Annotated in this window: 13 protein-coding genes; 8 read left to right on the top strand and 5 right to left on the bottom strand. The window is 68.1% G+C overall.

The window, feature by feature from the left end; all coding sequences use genetic code 11:
- Positions 1 to 76 precede the first annotated feature (76 nt).
- A complete protein-coding gene (locus tag ACFQW6_RS09565) occupies positions 77 to 208 on the top strand; it encodes a hypothetical protein (RefSeq protein ID WP_378543764.1) in 132 nt (43 codons plus the stop codon).
- 53 nt (positions 209 to 261) lie between these two features.
- A complete protein-coding gene (locus tag ACFQW6_RS09560) occupies positions 262 to 2,256 on the top strand; it encodes an ATP-dependent DNA helicase (protein WP_378547506.1) in 1,995 nt (664 codons plus the stop codon).
- 9 nt (positions 2,257 to 2,265) lie between these two features.
- On the opposite strand, the gene ACFQW6_RS09555 is transcribed toward ACFQW6_RS09560, so the two are convergent.
- The 3 genes from ACFQW6_RS09555 to lexA all read right to left on the bottom strand — a co-directional run bounded on the left by ACFQW6_RS09555 (position 2,266) and on the right by lexA (position 5,052).
- Positions 2,266 to 2,997 (bottom strand): sulfotransferase family 2 domain-containing protein, encoded by a 732-nt coding sequence (locus ACFQW6_RS09555; protein WP_378543761.1) that lies wholly within the window; start codon positions 2,995 to 2,997, stop codon positions 2,266 to 2,268.
- Positions 2,998 to 3,030: 33 nt separating this feature from the next.
- The gene (locus ACFQW6_RS09550; RefSeq protein WP_378543758.1) at positions 3,031 to 4,248 is read right to left on the bottom strand and encodes an NAD(P)/FAD-dependent oxidoreductase; all 1,218 of its coding nucleotides are present in this window, start codon (positions 4,246 to 4,248) and stop codon (positions 3,031 to 3,033) included.
- 81 nt (positions 4,249 to 4,329) lie between these two features.
- Positions 4,330 to 5,052, bottom strand: coding sequence for a transcriptional repressor LexA (gene lexA / locus ACFQW6_RS09545; protein WP_378543755.1), 723 nt, complete (start codon positions 5,050 to 5,052; stop codon positions 4,330 to 4,332).
- 128 nt (positions 5,053 to 5,180) lie between these two features.
- Here lexA and ACFQW6_RS09540 point away from each other — a divergent pair, with 128 nt between their 5' ends.
- From ACFQW6_RS09540 to ACFQW6_RS09525, 4 genes are all read left to right on the top strand, one after another.
- On the top strand, positions 5,181 to 5,987 hold the full coding sequence (locus ACFQW6_RS09540; protein WP_378543752.1) for an SDR family oxidoreductase: 807 nt from the start codon (positions 5,181 to 5,183) through the stop codon (positions 5,985 to 5,987).
- 188 nt (positions 5,988 to 6,175) lie between these two features.
- Positions 6,176 to 6,523 (top strand): LysM peptidoglycan-binding domain-containing protein, encoded by a 348-nt coding sequence (locus tag ACFQW6_RS09535; RefSeq protein ID WP_378543749.1) that lies wholly within the window; start codon positions 6,176 to 6,178, stop codon positions 6,521 to 6,523.
- 198 nt (positions 6,524 to 6,721) lie between these two features.
- Entirely contained in the window at positions 6,722 to 7,285 is a 564-nt protein-coding gene (locus ACFQW6_RS09530; RefSeq protein WP_378543746.1) for a hypothetical protein, read from the top strand.
- Between the two features lie 176 nt (positions 7,286 to 7,461).
- Entirely contained in the window at positions 7,462 to 8,052 is a 591-nt protein-coding gene (locus ACFQW6_RS09525; protein WP_378543743.1) for a hypothetical protein, read from the top strand.
- 54 nt (positions 8,053 to 8,106) lie between these two features.
- Here ACFQW6_RS09525 and ACFQW6_RS09520 read toward each other — a convergent pair whose 3' ends face one another.
- The gene (locus ACFQW6_RS09520; protein ID WP_378543740.1) at positions 8,107 to 8,445 is read right to left on the bottom strand and encodes a hypothetical protein; all 339 of its coding nucleotides are present in this window, start codon (positions 8,443 to 8,445) and stop codon (positions 8,107 to 8,109) included.
- Between the two features lie 358 nt (positions 8,446 to 8,803).
- On the opposite strand from ACFQW6_RS09520, the gene nrdR reads away from it, so the two are divergent.
- Together nrdR and ACFQW6_RS09510 are read left to right on the top strand one after the other, a co-directional pair.
- Positions 8,804 to 9,280, top strand: a complete 477-nt coding sequence (gene nrdR, locus ACFQW6_RS09515) for a transcriptional regulator NrdR (protein ID WP_378543737.1) — start codon at positions 8,804 to 8,806, stop codon at positions 9,278 to 9,280.
- Between the two features lie 103 nt (positions 9,281 to 9,383).
- Positions 9,384 to 12,290, top strand: a complete 2,907-nt coding sequence (locus ACFQW6_RS09510; RefSeq protein WP_378543734.1) for a vitamin B12-dependent ribonucleotide reductase — start codon at positions 9,384 to 9,386, stop codon at positions 12,288 to 12,290.
- A gap of 125 nt (positions 12,291 to 12,415) precedes the next feature.
- Here the strand turns inward: ACFQW6_RS09510 and ACFQW6_RS09505 are convergent, their stop codons facing one another.
- Entirely contained in the window at positions 12,416 to 15,508 is a 3,093-nt protein-coding gene (locus ACFQW6_RS09505; RefSeq protein WP_378543731.1) for a DUF3427 domain-containing protein, read from the bottom strand.
- Between the last annotated feature and the right edge of the window lie 51 nt (positions 15,509 to 15,559).

The following is a 15,559-nucleotide window of genomic DNA, read 5'->3' as shown; positions in this document are numbered from 1 at the left end:
ACCCCCTCCAAGTGTCAGACTGCTCCTCCAAGTTCGCCTACAAGTACGCGTTGTCGGCGCCGCGTAGGATCGCTGCATGTTGTGGATCCTGCTGATCGTCGTCCTGGGCGTGGTCGCCTACCGCTACCGGGTCAAGATCCTCGCCCGGGTCCTCGGCCAGCCCGAGCGCCGCATCGAGCGCCAGATCGGCCGCAAGAACAAGTACTGACGGCCGCTGTGGACGGCGTACGACGGAGCGTCGGCGCCGCCGCGTAGGGTGCTCTGGTGCCCGAGACCGCCACCGTTCCCGCACCCGTCAGCGAGGTGCTGAGCACGGCGGTCGCCGCCCTTGGTGGGCAGCAGCGCGACGGCCAGGTGCAGATGGCGACCGAGGTCGCCGAGGCGATGGAGGAGGGCCGCCACCTCCTCGTGCAGGCTGGCACCGGCACCGGCAAGTCGCTGGGCTACCTCGTCCCGGCGATGCTCCACGACAAGCGCGTCGTCGTCGCCACCGCGACCCTCGCCCTGCAGCACCAGCTCGTCGAGCGTGACCTCCCCAGGCTGGTCGAGGCGGTCAAGGACGTGCCCGGCCTCGACACGTCGTACGCCGTCCTCAAGGGTCGCTCCAACTACGCCTGCCTCCACCGGATCCGCGCCGGCGTCCCTGACGACCAGGGCACGCTGGTCGACGTGCCGCTCGGGGCCATGGCCGAGAAGGTCCTCGAGCTGCGGGCGTGGGCCGAGGAGGAGACCGAGCAGGGCGGCAGCGGCGAGCGCGACAACGCCCCGCGCCACACCGACCGCGAGTGGCGACAGGTCTCGGTCAACCACCGCGAGTGCCTCGGCGCGAGCAAGTGCCCCTTCGGCGCGGAGTGCTTCGCCGAGCTCGCCCGCGAGAAGGCCCACCGCAGCCACCTGATCGTCACGAACCACTCCCTCCTCGCGATCGACGCGATCGAGGACGTGCCGATGATCCCCGACTACGACACGGTCGTCATCGACGAGGCCCACGAGCTGACGGCGCGCGTCACCCAGGCCGCGACCGACGAGCTCGGGGTGTCCGACATCGAGCGGGCCGCCCGCCGCGCCATGCGCTGGGCCGACGGTGACGGCGACCCTGCCGGCGACCTCGAGGACGCCGCCCAGCAGCTGGCCGAGGCGATCGAGGCCACGCCGCCCGGCCGCATCGACCAGGTGTCCACCCAGCTCTCCGACGCCCTCGTGCTCGTACGCGACGCGGCGCGCGCGTGCCTGTCGGCGTTCCCGCGCGAGTCCGGCGGCGAGGGCGAGGCCGATGCCGGCCGCACCCAGGCCAAGGGCATGGTGCAGGAGGTCTTCGTCAACGCCGAGCGGATGGCCGCCGGCTCCCAGGCCGACGTGCTGTGGCTGGGCGAGGCCCGCGACCGTTTCCCGGCCCGGCTCCACGTCGCGCCCCTGCAGGTGTGGGGCCCGATGCGCGACAAGCTGCTCACCGACAAGACCGTCGTCTTCACCAGCGCGACGCTGATGCTCGGCGGCGAGTTCGGCGCGGTCGCCACCTCGCTCGGCCTCAAGCCCACCGAACGGGTCGGCCACCAGGTCGCCACCACCGACGCCGACGACGCGCTGCCGTGGAAGGGCATCGACGTCGGCTCGCCCTTCGACTACGGCCAGCAGTCGATCCTCTACGTCGCCCGCCACCTGCCGCAGCCCGGCCGGGACGGCCTCGGCCCTGCGCAGCTCGACGAGATCTGCGAGCTCGTCGACGCCCTCGAGGGCCGCACGCTCGGACTGTTCTCGTCCCGACGCGCCGCGGAGACGGCGGCCGAGGCGGTGCGGGCGCGCCTGCCGCACCTGACGACGCTCGCCCAGGGCGACGCGCAGCTGCCCGAGCTCGCCAAGCAGTTCGTCGAGGACCCCCACACGTGCCTCTTCGGCACGCTCTCGCTGTGGCAGGGCCTCGACGTCCCGGGCGACACCTGCCAGCTGGTGCTCATCGACCGCATCCCGTTCCCGCGGCCCGATGACCCGTTGATGTCAGCGCGCCAGAAGGCCGCCGACCAGGCGGGCGGCAACGGCTTCATGCAGGTCGCCGCCACCCACGCCGCACTCCTGCTCGCCCAGGGCGCGGGCCGCCTCATCCGCACGACCTCCGACCGCGGCATCGTCGCCGTGCTCGACCCGCGCCTCGAGACCGCGCGCTACGGCCGCTTCCTCAAGGCGTCGCTGCCGCCGATGTGGTCGACCACCGACCCGGCGCTCGTCCGGCAGGCGCTCAAGCGGCTCGGCCAGTCGTAGCCTGCCGATTCAGGTCGGAGGCTCGTAGCCGAAGACCTGGTAGTCGCGTCGGTACATCGTGGCCACCAGCTCGCTCAGCTCGTCCGACACCTGCCGGTCACGGCCACCGGGGGCGGTCTGGTTCTTCGGCGCCGACGGCACGGCCGGTGCGCCGATGCGCTCGCACACCTCGGCGAAGTCCCGGTCGAACGTCTCCAGCCGACCTACGAAGTCGACCCTGTTGAGGTCGATCATCCGGCTCTGAAGGGTGAGGTGCTGGTCGGTGCCCGGCACGGCGGACAGGTCCTGCGCGGCGGTCCAGCGGGCGAACTCCTCGACCACCTGCATCCGCTCGTGGGTGGCCGGGTCGAAGTCGTAGTAGTTGTTGTCGACGACCTTGTCGTGCCACGCGGAGACGAACCGGTCCAGCGGGTCGCGCACGAACGCGAAGGCGAAGTAGTCGGCGAAGCTGGCCAGCGGGTAGCGCACGCGCATCGCGTGGTCGACGTCCACGCTCACGCCGTGCGTCTCGCAGTGGTGCCGGATCGTGCGCGTCGCGACCTTGGCCACGCGGTACCAGACGAACCGGTGGCTGTGGCTGATCGTGAGGTTGTACGCCAGCGGGCTGAGCCACGCGGACGCCTCGCCCGCCGCGGCCAAGCGGTCGACCTCGGCCTGCGCCTCCGGGATCAGTCGGCGCCGGTTGCCCGGACGGGTGCGGAAGAGCTCCGGTGGCGGAGAGTCGGGGCCGGCGGCAGACATCGGCGCGAGGCTACACGGAGCCTCCCCCGCCGCTCACCCGAACGGGATGCGCCCCCGCAGCGACTCCGGGTCGGGGACGGGGGTGTCGGCGGTCTCCTTGATGAGCGCGCGGGCCTTGTCGACGCTGTCCCAGACGTTCCACAGCAGCACGCCGCGGACCTGTCCCGACCTCAGGTAGTAGACGACGCCGGTGCCGACCTCGCCGTCCTTCCAGTCCTCGACCATGTCGAGCCGGCTGCTCGTCTCGCCGACGGCCTCGTAGCCGTAGTCGAGGATGTCGGACCAGAAGAACGGCGTGTAGTCGTAGGCGTCGTCGGCGCCGGCCATCACCTTGCCGGCGTGCTCGCCGGACTTCTCGGCGTGGTCGACGTGCTCGACGCGACGGCGACCGAGGAGGGCGTCGGGGTACGACGCGACGTCGCCCGCGGCGTACACGTCCGCGTCGCTCGTGCGCAGGTGCTCGTCCAACACGACGCCGTTGTCGACCTCGAGGCCGGCGGCCTCCGCGAGGCCGGTGCGCGGGAGCACGCCGACACCGATGACGGCTGCGTCGGCGGTGATGGAGGTGCCGTCGCCGAGGCGGATCCGTACGCCGCCGTCCTCCTCCTGGCCACCCTCCACCGAACCGTGCACGACGGTCACGCCGCGGTCGGCGAAGGCCTTGGTGAGGGTGGCGGCGAGGGCGCGGGGGAACATCTGCTCCTGGACGTCCTCGAGGTCGAGCACGAGGGTGACCTGCACGCCGTTCTGCACGAGGGACGAGGTGATCTCCGAGCCGATGTAGCCACCACCGATGACCGCGACGTGGCTGCCCTCGGTCGCGACGGCGCGCAGGAGCTGGTAGTCGGCCGCGGTGCGGTAGTAGATCACCCGCGGGCCGGGGTCGACGTCGAGCACGCGGGGCTCGGCGCCCGTGGCGAGCAGCAGCTTGCCGTAGCCGACGCTGCTGCCGTCGGCGAGGCGTACGACGTGCGCGCCGGGGTCGATCTCGGTCACCGTGGTGTCGGTGACCAGGTTGACGGCGTCGTCCTCGTCGAGGTCGCCGGCGAGCGAGGACCCCTCGAGGGTCTCGTCGTCCTTGAGCCAGAGGTCCTTGGTCAGGACGGGCCGGTAGACCGGCTTGTCGGGCTCGGAGCCGAGGACCGCGATCCGCCCGGACTCGTCCTGCGAACGGATGCCCTTCACGGCGCTCGCCGCGGCGACCCCCGCACCGACGATGACGTAGTCATAGGACTGCTCGACGTTGCTCATGCCGCCATCGTGCACCCTCGCTGGTCACCGCGCCCCCGCTGGTCGAGGAGGGACGGAGTCCCGTCACGAGACCCCGGTCGATCAGAGGCTGCGGAGCACCGCCGTCACGACGCCGAGGATCGTGGCGTTGTCGCCCGGGATCGGGTCGTAGGCGTCGTTGTGGGGCAGCAGCCACACGTGGCCGTCCTTGCGCTGGAACGTCTTGACGGTCGCCTCGCCCTCGATCATCGCCGCGACGATCTGGCCGTTGGTGGCGGTCTGCTCCTGGCGGATGACGACGTAGTCGCCGTTGCAGATCGCCGCGTCGACCATCGAGTCACCGGAGACCTCGAGGAGGAAGAGGGTGCCCTCGCCGACGAGCTGCTTGGGCAGCGGGAACACGTCGGTGACCTGCTCCTCGGCGAGGATCGGGCCACCGGCGGCGATGCGGCCGACGACCGGGACGTTGGTGGCGACGGGGTTGGCGTCGCCGATGCCGGTCTCGTCGTACGACGTCTCCTCGGCGCTCGACATGCTGCGCCGCGCCGCCATCACCTCCGGCAGGAAGACCTCGAGGGCGCGGGGTCGGTTGGGGTCACGCTTGAGGAAGCCCTTGCCCTCGAGCACCCGGAGCTGGTGGGCGACGCTGGACGACGAGGTGAGGCCGACGGCCTGGCCGATCTCACGCATCGAGGGCGGGTAGCCCTTGGTCTCGATCGAGTCCTTGATCGTGGCGAGCACCCGCTGCTGGCGCGGGGTCAGGCCGGTGGCGTCCGGGGGGCCGTCGGGCATCTCGATGACGTTCTTGTCGTCCTGCTTGGCCATGCGTCCTCCACTAGCGTCGACCCCTCCGTCCGCGGCTGGACAGGGAGGATCTGGTGCGCCCACCGTAGACCTCGGGATGCCGCAGGATCAAACACCTGTTCGAAGCCGCGTGTCGCTAGTGTCCCGGCATGTCGACCAGCCCGCTGACCGGTCCGCCTTCCTCCTGCGTCGTGACCGGTGGGGCTCGCGGGATCGGACGCGGGATCGCGGAGCTGATGGTGGCCCACGGGCACCGAGTCGTCATCGGCGACCTCGACGGCTCGGCGGCCGCCGCAACGGCGGCGGAGATCGGCGCGGTCGCCGGCCTCGCCCAGGACGTACGCGATCCCGACGCGCACCGCCTCGTGGCTGAGGAGGCCGCGCGGCACGGGGCGCTGACGGCGTGGTTCAACAACGCCGGCGTGGGTGACGACGGCTCCCTGGTCGACCTGTCGGAGGAGCAGGTGCGCCGGCTGGTGGAGGTGAACCTGCTGGGTACGACGTGGGGCACGCGCGCCGCGCTCGCTGCGTTCGGCCCCGCCGGCGGGGACGTCGTCAACATCGCCTCGCTCGCCGGCCTGGGGCCGGTGCCGGGCTACAGCATGTACGCCGCGACGAAGGCCGCCGTCGTCTCCCTCTCCGCCTCCGTCAACGCCGAGGCGCCGCGCGGGGTGCGGGTGCACGCCCTGTGCCCCGACGGGGTCGACACCGCGATGCTCGCGGCCCAGGACCCGTCCGGCTTGGGCTCGCAGCTGGTGCACTCCGGCGGCCCGATCCTCGAGGTCGCCGACGTGGCGGCCGCGGCAGTCGCGCTCGTGGGATCGCGCCGCGTCGTGCGGGCTGTGCCGGGCTGGCGCGGGGGAGTCGTCCGCGGCTCGGCGCTCGCGCCGGGGCTGATGCAGCACGCGGCCGGGCTCTTCGCAGCCCAGGGGCGACGCGCGATGGGTCGCCGCTGAACGTGTTCGAACACGCCGAACATTTGTTCGACGAGGTCCTTGAGTTGTTCGAACACGTGCTCTAACGTCGTACACATGTTCGATCGAACATCTGATCGACACCCGGTGGCGGAAGCCGCTGTCGGTGGGTCCGACTAGACATTCGCTCGACAGAACACGACCGGCTGATCTTCCCCAGGAGGCCACAAATGAGCACCCTCAGCCTTGCCCCAGCTTTCACCGCCACCCCGCGTGCCCGCTCGACGGTCCGTCTGACCCGTCGCGGCCGCCTGGCGGTCTTCCTGACGTCGCTGTTCCTCGTCCTCGGCGTGGCGTTCATGCTCGCCGGGGGCGCGGTCGGCACCGGCGAGGCCGGCCAGCCCGCCCCGACCGAGATCGTCCAGGTCGCGCCCGGCGACACCCTGTGGGGGATCGCCAGCGACATCGCCACCGACGGCGACGTCCGCTCGATGATGAGCGAGATCGAGCGGCTCAACGCCCTCGAGTCCGCCGGCCTCGCGGCCGGTCAGAAGCTCCGCGTTCCAGTCTCCGACTGACGCGAGAGGCCTCCATCAGCCGCTTCGACCCCGGCTGGTGGACCAAGGGAAGGCGAGGGGCGGGCCCAGTGGCCCGCCCCTCGGCGCATTTCGGCTCGCTCGTTGATCGAGGAGGTCGCGCAGCGACCGTCACGAGATCCAGTCCCCGCGCGGGTTCTCCACAGGTTTTGCCGTCGGTCTGGTTCCACGGTCGCCCAGATGGGTAGTTTCAGCGTGCTGACGTTGTTCTCGGGAAGGCACTTCATGCACGTACGCCGCGCCCTCGCGCTGACCCTCGCGGTCCCCGTCCTCCTGGCAGGGTGCTCCGACGACCCCGAGCCGGAGCCGAAGATCCCGGAGACCACCAGTTCCTCGCCGACCCCCACTCCGATCGAGTCCGAGACGCCGGAGGCGGAGAGTCCGGAGGACTTCATCCGGCGCTGGCAGGCGGCGGCATTGACGGCCCAGAACGACGGAGACACAGACAAGTACCGAGCGTTCGGTCCGAAGTGCAAGCCGTGCTCGGAGTTCGCCGACCAAGTCGACCAGATCTACGGCGACGGCGGGTCGGTCCGTCTCGGAGGTCTGCGAGTAGTCAGCGTCGAGTCTGACGGGGGCGCGGACCAGTACCAGCTCACGCGCGTGCTGGGTCGGACGCAGGTTCTCGATGCACAAGGTCAGGAACAGCAGTCCTTTGCCGGAGGCCGGGAGGTCCTCACTGTGTTCCTGGAGGAGGTTGGCGAGGAGTTGCGCATCAAGAACTTCTTGCGGACAGCGGCATGAGATCAGCCCTGGCTGGCTGCTTGTTGCTGGCCTGGATGGTGCTCGTCCCGGTTCCGGCCGGTGCTGCTGACGGACCGTGCGCGGTAGCGGGAGGCTTGGACTCAGTGAACGCTGAGTGCCAATGGACCTACTCGGACTATTCCGGAAGCTCTAGTTCGGGCGACGGCCACACGTGGGTGGTCTCCATTCAGTGCGACAACGGCGGCATCTGCACGCAGTACGTCGAATGCGTGGAGGGCGGCCAGGAGGGATACGTCCACGACGTCTACATGGACGGGACGGACGTGGGTGACGTCTGCGTGCCGCAGAACGCCGTACAGCAGGTCGACCTGGCCAAGCTGATCATCCGACAGTTCAAACGAATCGCCTGGCCGTCGTCCAAGCTGGTCGTACAACCGCGCGGCGGGCGGACGCTCGTGAACTTCGAGACGAACTTCTACACACCCGACCACCGGTCGATCGACCAGTCCGTCACTGTCGCCGGCCAGTCCGTGGTGATCCGAGCCGTCCCCGTCTCGTACACCTACTACTTCGGGGACGACGACAGCACCACGACCACCAGCCCCGGCAGCCCGCACCCCGACCTCGAGATCACCCACGCCTATGCGCGGACGGGCGACGTCGTCGTACGGGTCGACACGACGTACGCCGGTGAGTACCGCATCGGGCAGGGAGAGTGGACGTCGATCCCCGACACCCTGACGGTCGAGGGCGCGGGGCAGGACCTCGAGATCGTCGAGGCACTCCCGCAGCTGGTGCTCGAGTAGGCCGGCCGACAACGCGGAGCGCCAGGGTCACCAGGTGACTCGGAGACTCCGCGATCAGCGTGCCGCGCGCTTCCCACCGACCGGGCGCGGGGGAGCGTCGTCCGAGGGCGGGGGTTGGGTGATCCCCAACGCCCGCATCAGCCGCGCAACCAGCAGCAGCCCGACGAAGAGGCAGGCGATCGCACCGAGGCAGGCCAGCGCCATGAAGCTCCAGGCCGACCCGTCGGAGCCGCTGCGCGCCGCCGTACCGAAGTCGATGGCGGCATAGACCAGGTATCCCCAGGCGACCACGCAGAGGGTGATCGCGATGCCCAGACCGAGGGCGGCCTTGTTGAGGGTCCGCGGCGCCGGAGCCGCTCTCCGCGACCCTGCTCGCTTACCCGCCGTGGACACGGAAGTCATTGTGGCGGAAGCGGCCTGATCGGGCACGGGATCCGATGAGTTGTGGGCCCCGACACGCCGTCGACCCGCGTCCTCAACATGGGTGACAAGGGCACTGACCTGCGGTTTTACCGTGGGCTCGAAATTGGTCCGACGAGGTTCGGCATTCGCTTGCCATGCGTTGTGGTCGGGGCGTACGGTTACCACTACATCTAGTAGTTACACCGCTGTAGTTATCCACATCTGGTGCACAGGCCAGAGGGCGAAGCACACAGCTCAAGGCTAGTTGTCCACAGGAACATCCCCAGCCGACACCCCGTTATGTGGGTGTACGAAGCGCGCCCGACCGCAGAACGAGAGGAGGACCGCCATGCACTGTCCCAACTGCAAGAACGAGGACACCAAGGTCCTCGACTCCCGGGTCGCCGACGACGGCGGTTCGATCCGTCGGCGTCGTACGTGCGCCGCCTGCGACCGCCGCTTCACCACGGTCGAGAAGATGCAGCTGACGGTGCTCAAGCGCTCCGGCGCCACCGAGCCGTTCAACCGCGACAAGGCGATCGCCGGCGTCCGGAAGGCCTGCAAGGGCCGCCCGGTCACCGACGCTCAGCTCGCGTGCCTCGGCCAGGACGTCGAGGACGCGCTGCGGCTCAGCGGCCAGGCCGAGTTCGACGCCAACGAGGTCGGTCTCGCGATCCTGGCCCCACTCCGCGCGCTCGACGAGGTGGCCTACCTCCGCTTCGCGAGCGTCTACCGCGCGTTCGAGTCGGTCGACGACTTCGACGCCGAGATCAAGATGCTGCGGCTCGAGCGAGCCGCAGACGATCAGCCCGTCCAGACGGGCTGACCCACATTCGGCCCGGCAGGTGGTGGGGAAGCCGCCTGCCGGGCTCACCAAGCAACCGCGAGAAGACTCGCGATGTTCACACCACACCACCACAGGAGATGGCATGACCGAGACGGTGAGCACCCGCGCCAAGGCGAGGGGCAAGGGCCTGAAGCTGGAGCGCGTCTTCAGCACCGAGGGCACCCACCCCTACGACGCCATCACGTGGGAGCGTCGCGACGTCGTCCAGCAGAACTGGAAGACCGGCGAGACCGTCTTCGAGCAGCGCGGCGTGGAGTTCCCCGACTTCTGGTCGGTCAACGCCTCCACCATCGTCACCACCAAGTACTTCCGCGGCGCGGTCGGCACCGACGTACGCGAGTGGAGCCTCAAGCAGCTCATTGACCGGGTCGTGAAGACGTACACCAAGGCCGGCATCGACAACGGCTACTTCGCCGGTGACGCCGACGCCGAGATCTTCGAGCACGAGCTGACCTGGCTGCTGGTCAACCAGTACTTCTCCTTCAACTCCCCGGTGTGGTTCAACGTCGGCACCCCGTCGCCGCAGCAGGTCTCGGCCTGCTTCATCCTCTCGGTCGACGACTCGATGGACTCGATCCTCAACTGGTACAAGGAGGAGGGCTTCATCTTCAAGGGCGGCTCCGGTGCCGGCCTCAACCTCTCCCGCATCCGCTCCTCCAAGGAGCTCCTCTCCTCCGGCGGTACGGCCTCGGGTCCCGTCTCCTTCATGCGCGGCGCCGACGCGTCCGCGGGCACCATCAAGTCGGGCGGCGCCACGCGTCGTGCGGCCAAGATGGTCGTCCTCGACGTCGACCACCCCGACATCGAGGAGTTCGTGATGACGAAGGCGCGCGAGGAGGACAAGATCCGCGCGCTGCGCGACGCCGGCTTCGACATGGACCTCGGCGGCGCCGACATCACCTCCGTGCAGTACCAGAACGCCAACAACTCCGTCCGCGTCAGCGACGAGTTCATGCGTGCGGTCGAGGACGGCGCCGAGTTCGGCCTGCGCTCGCGCGGCACCGGCGAGGTTATCGAGACCGTCGACGCCCGCGACCTGTTCCGCAAGATCAGCACGGCCGCGTGGGAGTGCGCCGACCCGGGTCTGCAGTACGACGACACGATCAACGACTGGCACACCAACCCCGAGACCGGCCGCATCACCGCGTCCAACCCGTGCTCGGAGTACATGTCGCTCGACAACTCCTCGTGCAACCTGGCGTCGCTCAACCTGCTGAAGTTCCTCAAGGACGACGACACCTTCGACGCCGCGCTCTTCGCGAAGGCCGTCGAGTTCATCATCACCGCGATGGACATCTCGATCTGCTTCGCCGACTTCCCGACCGAGGCGATCGGCCAGACCACCGTCGACTACCGCCAGCTCGGCATCGGCTACGCCAACCTCGGCGCGCTGCTCATGGCGATGGGCCTGGGCTACGACTCCGAGGGTGGCCGCTCGATGGCTGCCGCGATCACGTCGCTCATGACCGGTACGTCCTACAAGCGCAGCGCTGAGCTCGCCGGGATCGTCGGCCCGTACGCCGGCTACGCCCGCAACGCCGACGCCCACAAGCGCGTGATGCGCAAGCACCAGGCGGCCAACGACGTCGTCCGCGTGCTGCACACCGAGGACGGCCGGGTGCACAAGCTGGCCACCAAGGCGTGGGCCGACGTGATCAAGACGGGTGAGAAGAACGGCTTCCGCAACGCGCAGGCCTCGGTGCTCGCGCCGACCGGCACCATCGGCTTCATGATGGACTGCGACACCACCGGCATCGAGCCCGACTTCTCGCTGGTGAAGTTCAAGAAGCTCGTCGGCGGCGGCTCGATGCAGATCGTCAACCAGACGATCCCGCGGGCCCTCAAGAAGATGGGCTACCAGCCCGAGCAGATCGAGGCGATCGTCGCCTACATCGCCGAGCACGGCCACGTGGTCGACGCTCCGGGCCTCAAGACCGAGCACTACGAGATCTTCGACACCGCGATGGGCGCCCGCTCGCTCAAGCCGATGGGCCACGTGCGGATGATGGCGGCCGCGCAGCCGTTCCTCTCCGGTGCGATCTCCAAGACGGTCAACCTGCCCGAGGACGCCACGGTCGAGGAGATCGAGGACGTCTACCTGCAGTCCTGGAAGCTCGGCCTCAAGGCGACCGCGGTCTACCGCGACAACTGCAAGGTCGGCCAGCCGCTGTCCGACGGCGGCGGCAAGGCCAAGAAGGACGAGGCCGACAAGGCTGCCGCCTCGGCCGCGGTCGAGACCAAGGTCGTCGAGAAGGTCGTCTACGCCCCGGTCCGCAAGCGCCTGCCGAAGTCGCGCGTCTCCCGCACGACGTCGTTCACCGTCGGCGGTGCCGAGGGCTACATGACCTCCGGCGCCCACGACGACGGCCAGCTCGGCGAGGTCTTCCTCAAGCTCGGTAAGCAGGGCTCGACCCTGGCGGGCGTGATGGACGCCTTCTCGATCGCGGTGTCGATCGGCCTGCAGTACGGCGTCCCGCTGGAGACCTACGTCTCGAAGTTCACCAACCTGCGCTTCGAGCCCGCCGGCCTCACCGACGACCCGGACGTGCGGATGTCGCAGTCGATCATGGACTACATCTTCCGCCGCCTGGCTCTCGACTACCTGACCTTCGAGGACCGCTCGATGCTCGGCATCTACTCCGCCGAGGAGCGCCAGCGCCACCTCGAGACCGGCTCCTACGAGCCGCTCGTGGAGGAGACCGGCTCGGCTGCCGAGCTTCTGGAGCCGCTGGTCGAGGAGGGCCGCCAGGCACGTCACGAGACCGAGGTCATCGAGGATGTCGAGACCAAGGACACCCACGGCTCCGAGGCCCGCCAGGTCCCGGCCCAGGTGTCCACGGGCGAGGCCAAGACCACCGCCGAGCTCTTCGAGAAGCTCACCGGCACCGCCGTCGACTCCCCGCTCTGCATGACCTGCGGCACGAAGATGCGCCCCGCTGGCTCGTGCTATGTGTGCGAGGGCTGCGGGAGCACCAGCGGCTGCAGCTGATCAATGACAGGACGGCCCCGACACCATTGGTGTCGGGGCCGTTTTGCTGTATCTGTGATCGCCACCGGGCGCGCGGGGAAGAGCCTGCCTTGAGAGCCAACCCGACGCGCCGCCCCGCAGCTGCGCTACTGAGCGACGGCGGAGGCGTGGTTGAAGAAGTCGGTCGGCATGGGCGTCTGAAGCTTCCAGGTGATCGCAATCGGTCGGTCGCCTGTATGCGAGACGTAACGTGCCGGTCCTAGGAAGAGATACGGCGACGTCCCGAAGTCATCCTTCTGCTCCTGTCGAACGAAGAGCAACACGGTCGACGATCCGTCCAGGTAGCGTCGGCCGGTCGGGGAGTTGACGGAAGTCGTGGACTGCGACTCCCAGTGGAACAAGTCGCGGGAGATCGGGTAGTCGGCGTACATCGTGGTGGGCGAGTAGTCGGCCTCGGACTTCTTCAGGGTGACGAAGAAGGCGTCGACGTTGCGTTCGGCGAAGTAGAAGACGCCTTCGCGGAAGCTGTTGGGAAGGCGCGGGAAGTCCAGCGCAGCGAGGATCTCCTCGCGCTGATAGCGAGCGTGGATCTGGAGCGGCACATCGGAGAGGGGTCCTTCCAGGGCGTACGGAACGTGCCGAGCGGCCTCAAAGCTCAGATCGACAACGCTCGAAATTTCCGCACGGGCTGCTCGCTCGCGACGCATCGCATCGAAGCCCTCGGACACACTGGCGAACCCACCACCGTCGGACCAGAACGAGTAGTAGAGCATCCGGGCGATCCGCTGTTCGGCGGGCGACAAGTCGTCGTACGCGGGTGCGCTCTCCGCGAGCAGGGACTGATACGACTCAGCGCGCAGGGGGTCGTCAACATGAGCGAATGCGCGCACCCGCTTGAGGAGCTTCTCCTCCAGGTCGGAGCCGGGCAGGGTTTCGAGACCCGCATCCTGACGCAGCTTGGTCCAGGAATGGCTGCCACGTCGCAGGATGTCGCTGAGCTCGAGGCCGGAGGACTCCAGGAATGAGTCCAGGGAGTCGTCCTTCGTGAAGCGCAGCTGGGCAACGATCTGCGCCCAGCGGTTGGCGATCTGCGACTTCAGGTTCTCGAGGACGACGTCCTGAGTCGTCTTGTCCAACCGCACCTGGCAGCCGGATGGCAGGAACGGAAAGTCCTCTTTCACGGCCTTCTCGAGATGCTTCCCGTGGATGCCCGTAAGCACCGAGAACTTCCGGGAGAAGTTGAACTCCTTGCGGTGGTAGCCGACGAAGTCGAGGACGGTGAGGACTGCCTTCCGCTGCGTCCGCCGCAATCCCCGTCCGAGCTGCTGCATGAATATCGTGGAGCTCTCGGTCGGCCGCAGAAACAGCACCGTGTCCACGTCGGGGACGTCCAGTCCTTCGTTGAAGACATCGACTGTGAAGAGGACGTTCACCTCAGCCGCTCTCAGCGCCCTGAGGGAGTCAGACCGTTCATTTCGAGGAGTGTCGCCAGTGACCGTGCGAGCCGGGATGCCGGCGTCGTTGAAGACCTTCGTCATGTATTCGGCGTGGGCCACGCTCACGCAGAATCCGAGAGCACGCATCCCGCTGACATCGGCGATCTTGTCGCGGACCTGAGTCAGGACGATGCGGGCGCGCGCGTCATTGCCTGTGTAGACGTCGGCAAGCTGCGTCTCGTCGTAGCGTCCACGGCTCCACGTGATCTGACGTAGGTCAGTGCCGTCGGCGATGCCGAAATAGTGGAAGGGACAGAGGAGATCTGCGCCCAGTGCATCCCAGAGGCGCAGCTCGGCTGCGGTTCGCCCTTCGAAGAAGGAGCGTACGTCTGTTCCATCTGCCCGTTCCGGAGTCGCTGTGAGCCCGAGAAGCTCGCTCGGCTGGAGGTGATCGAGGATCCGCCGGTAGGTCTTCGCCTCCGCGTGGTGGAATTCGTCGATGACGACAACCTCGTAGGCGTCGCGTGGGATGTTCGCAACGCCATACGACGTCAGCGACTGAACGCTTGCAAAGACATGCTTCCAGCGCTCGGGGCGTTGGCCGCCGACGTACAGTTCGCCGAAGTCGCCGTCTGCGAGGACCTCTCGGTAGGTCCTCATCGATTGCTCAAGGATCTCGCGACGATGAGCGACGAAGAGAAGACTGGGTTGGGCGCCGCCACGCTTTGACACGAGGCTCCGGTAGTCAAGGGCCGCGATCACGGTCTTGCCCGTCCCCGTCGCAGCCACCACAAGATTGCGATGCCGGTCGTGGAGGACACGTTCGACGTCGATGGCGTCGAGCATCTCCTGCTGATACGGGTACGGACGTACTTCGAGGCCGACCAGACTGATCGTGACGCGGTCGGAGCTCTTGATGTTCTTCGCCTCGAGCAGAGCGTCATCGAGTCGGTCGCGGTCGCGAGCGGGGTCGTACGTCTCGAACTCAGGGCTGTTCCAGTAAGCGTCGAAGGTTGCCCGGAACTTGTCCATCAGGCTAGGCGTCGCCGCTTTGCTAAGCCGAACGTTCCACTCGACACCTTCGAGCATCGCTGACGTGGTGAGGTTCGACGAGCCGACATATGCGGTGTCGAAGCCCGAGTCCCGGCCGAACAGCCAAGCCTTAGCGTGGAGGCGGGTGCGTTTGGCGTCGTATTGGATCTTGACCTCGGCACCGAAGTCGCGGACGAGACGGTCCAGCGCCTCGCGTTGGGTCCCACCGATGTACGTCGTTGTCACGACCCGAATCGGGATGCCTGCCTCGCGCGCAGTCGCGAGCTCACCCTCGATCAGTCGCAGGCCGTGCCACATGACAAAGGCGCACAGCAGGTCAATCGAGTCAGCTGAGTCGATCTCAGCTCGGAGCTCAGAAGCCAAACTGGGCTCACCGTGCGCGTTGGTGAGCAGCGCGGCGTCATTGAGGGGCGTTTTCGGTCGGTGAACGAATCGCCTGGTCTGACCTGGGCCGGGGGTTGGTCGGAGCGAATGCAGCTGCTGAATTGGCGGGATGAAGGAGTCCGACGACTCCTCAAGAGCGCGGAGCAACTCATTCGCGGCGCCCAGGCGAGCTGCCGGGTCCTTGATCGCTGCCAGCCGACGTTGCAGTGCAGCGCCGATATGGCGCGCAAGCACGTGGGGTTGGTCCGCTTCGTCGACCTTCGCCACATCAATCTCGCGCGACTCTTCCAGCTGCAAAGCCGCGTTCAATTGCTCAGTGAGCAGCGATTCGTGAAGACCGGACGCGAGGTGACGGGGATGCTGCACGGACCAGAAGCTTGCCAGGACCAGCTACCTGAATGTGGCGTTCTGATAGTC

It is taken from the genome of Nocardioides sp. GCM10028917, assembly GCF_042666175.1.
Taxonomy (GTDB): domain Bacteria; phylum Actinomycetota; class Actinomycetes; order Propionibacteriales; family Nocardioidaceae; genus Nocardioides.
The sequence above is the reverse complement of the archived record's forward strand: the minus strand, read 5'-3'. Positions and strand labels throughout refer to the sequence as shown.

Coding starts and splice junctions, on each gene's coding strand:
- ACFQW6_RS09530 (WP_378543746.1), top strand. CDS start 6,722: ATGGGTAGTTTCAGCGTGCTGACGTTGTTCTCGGGAAGGCACTTCATG.
- ACFQW6_RS09540 (WP_378543752.1), top strand. CDS start 5,181: ATGTCGACCAGCCCGCTGACCGGTCCGCCTTCCTCCTGCGTCGTGACC.
- nrdR (WP_378543737.1), top strand. CDS start 8,804: ATGCACTGTCCCAACTGCAAGAACGAGGACACCAAGGTCCTCGACTCC.
- ACFQW6_RS09535 (WP_378543749.1), top strand. CDS start 6,176: ATGAGCACCCTCAGCCTTGCCCCAGCTTTCACCGCCACCCCGCGTGCC.
- ACFQW6_RS09565 (WP_378543764.1), top strand. CDS start 77: ATGTTGTGGATCCTGCTGATCGTCGTCCTGGGCGTGGTCGCCTACCGC.
- ACFQW6_RS09555 (WP_378543761.1), bottom strand. CDS start 2,997: ATGTCTGCCGCCGGCCCCGACTCTCCGCCACCGGAGCTCTTCCGCACC.
- lexA (WP_378543755.1), bottom strand. CDS start 5,052: ATGGCCAAGCAGGACGACAAGAACGTCATCGAGATGCCCGACGGCCCC.
- ACFQW6_RS09510 (WP_378543734.1), top strand. CDS start 9,384: ATGACCGAGACGGTGAGCACCCGCGCCAAGGCGAGGGGCAAGGGCCTG.
- ACFQW6_RS09550 (WP_378543758.1), bottom strand. CDS start 4,248: ATGAGCAACGTCGAGCAGTCCTATGACTACGTCATCGTCGGTGCGGGG.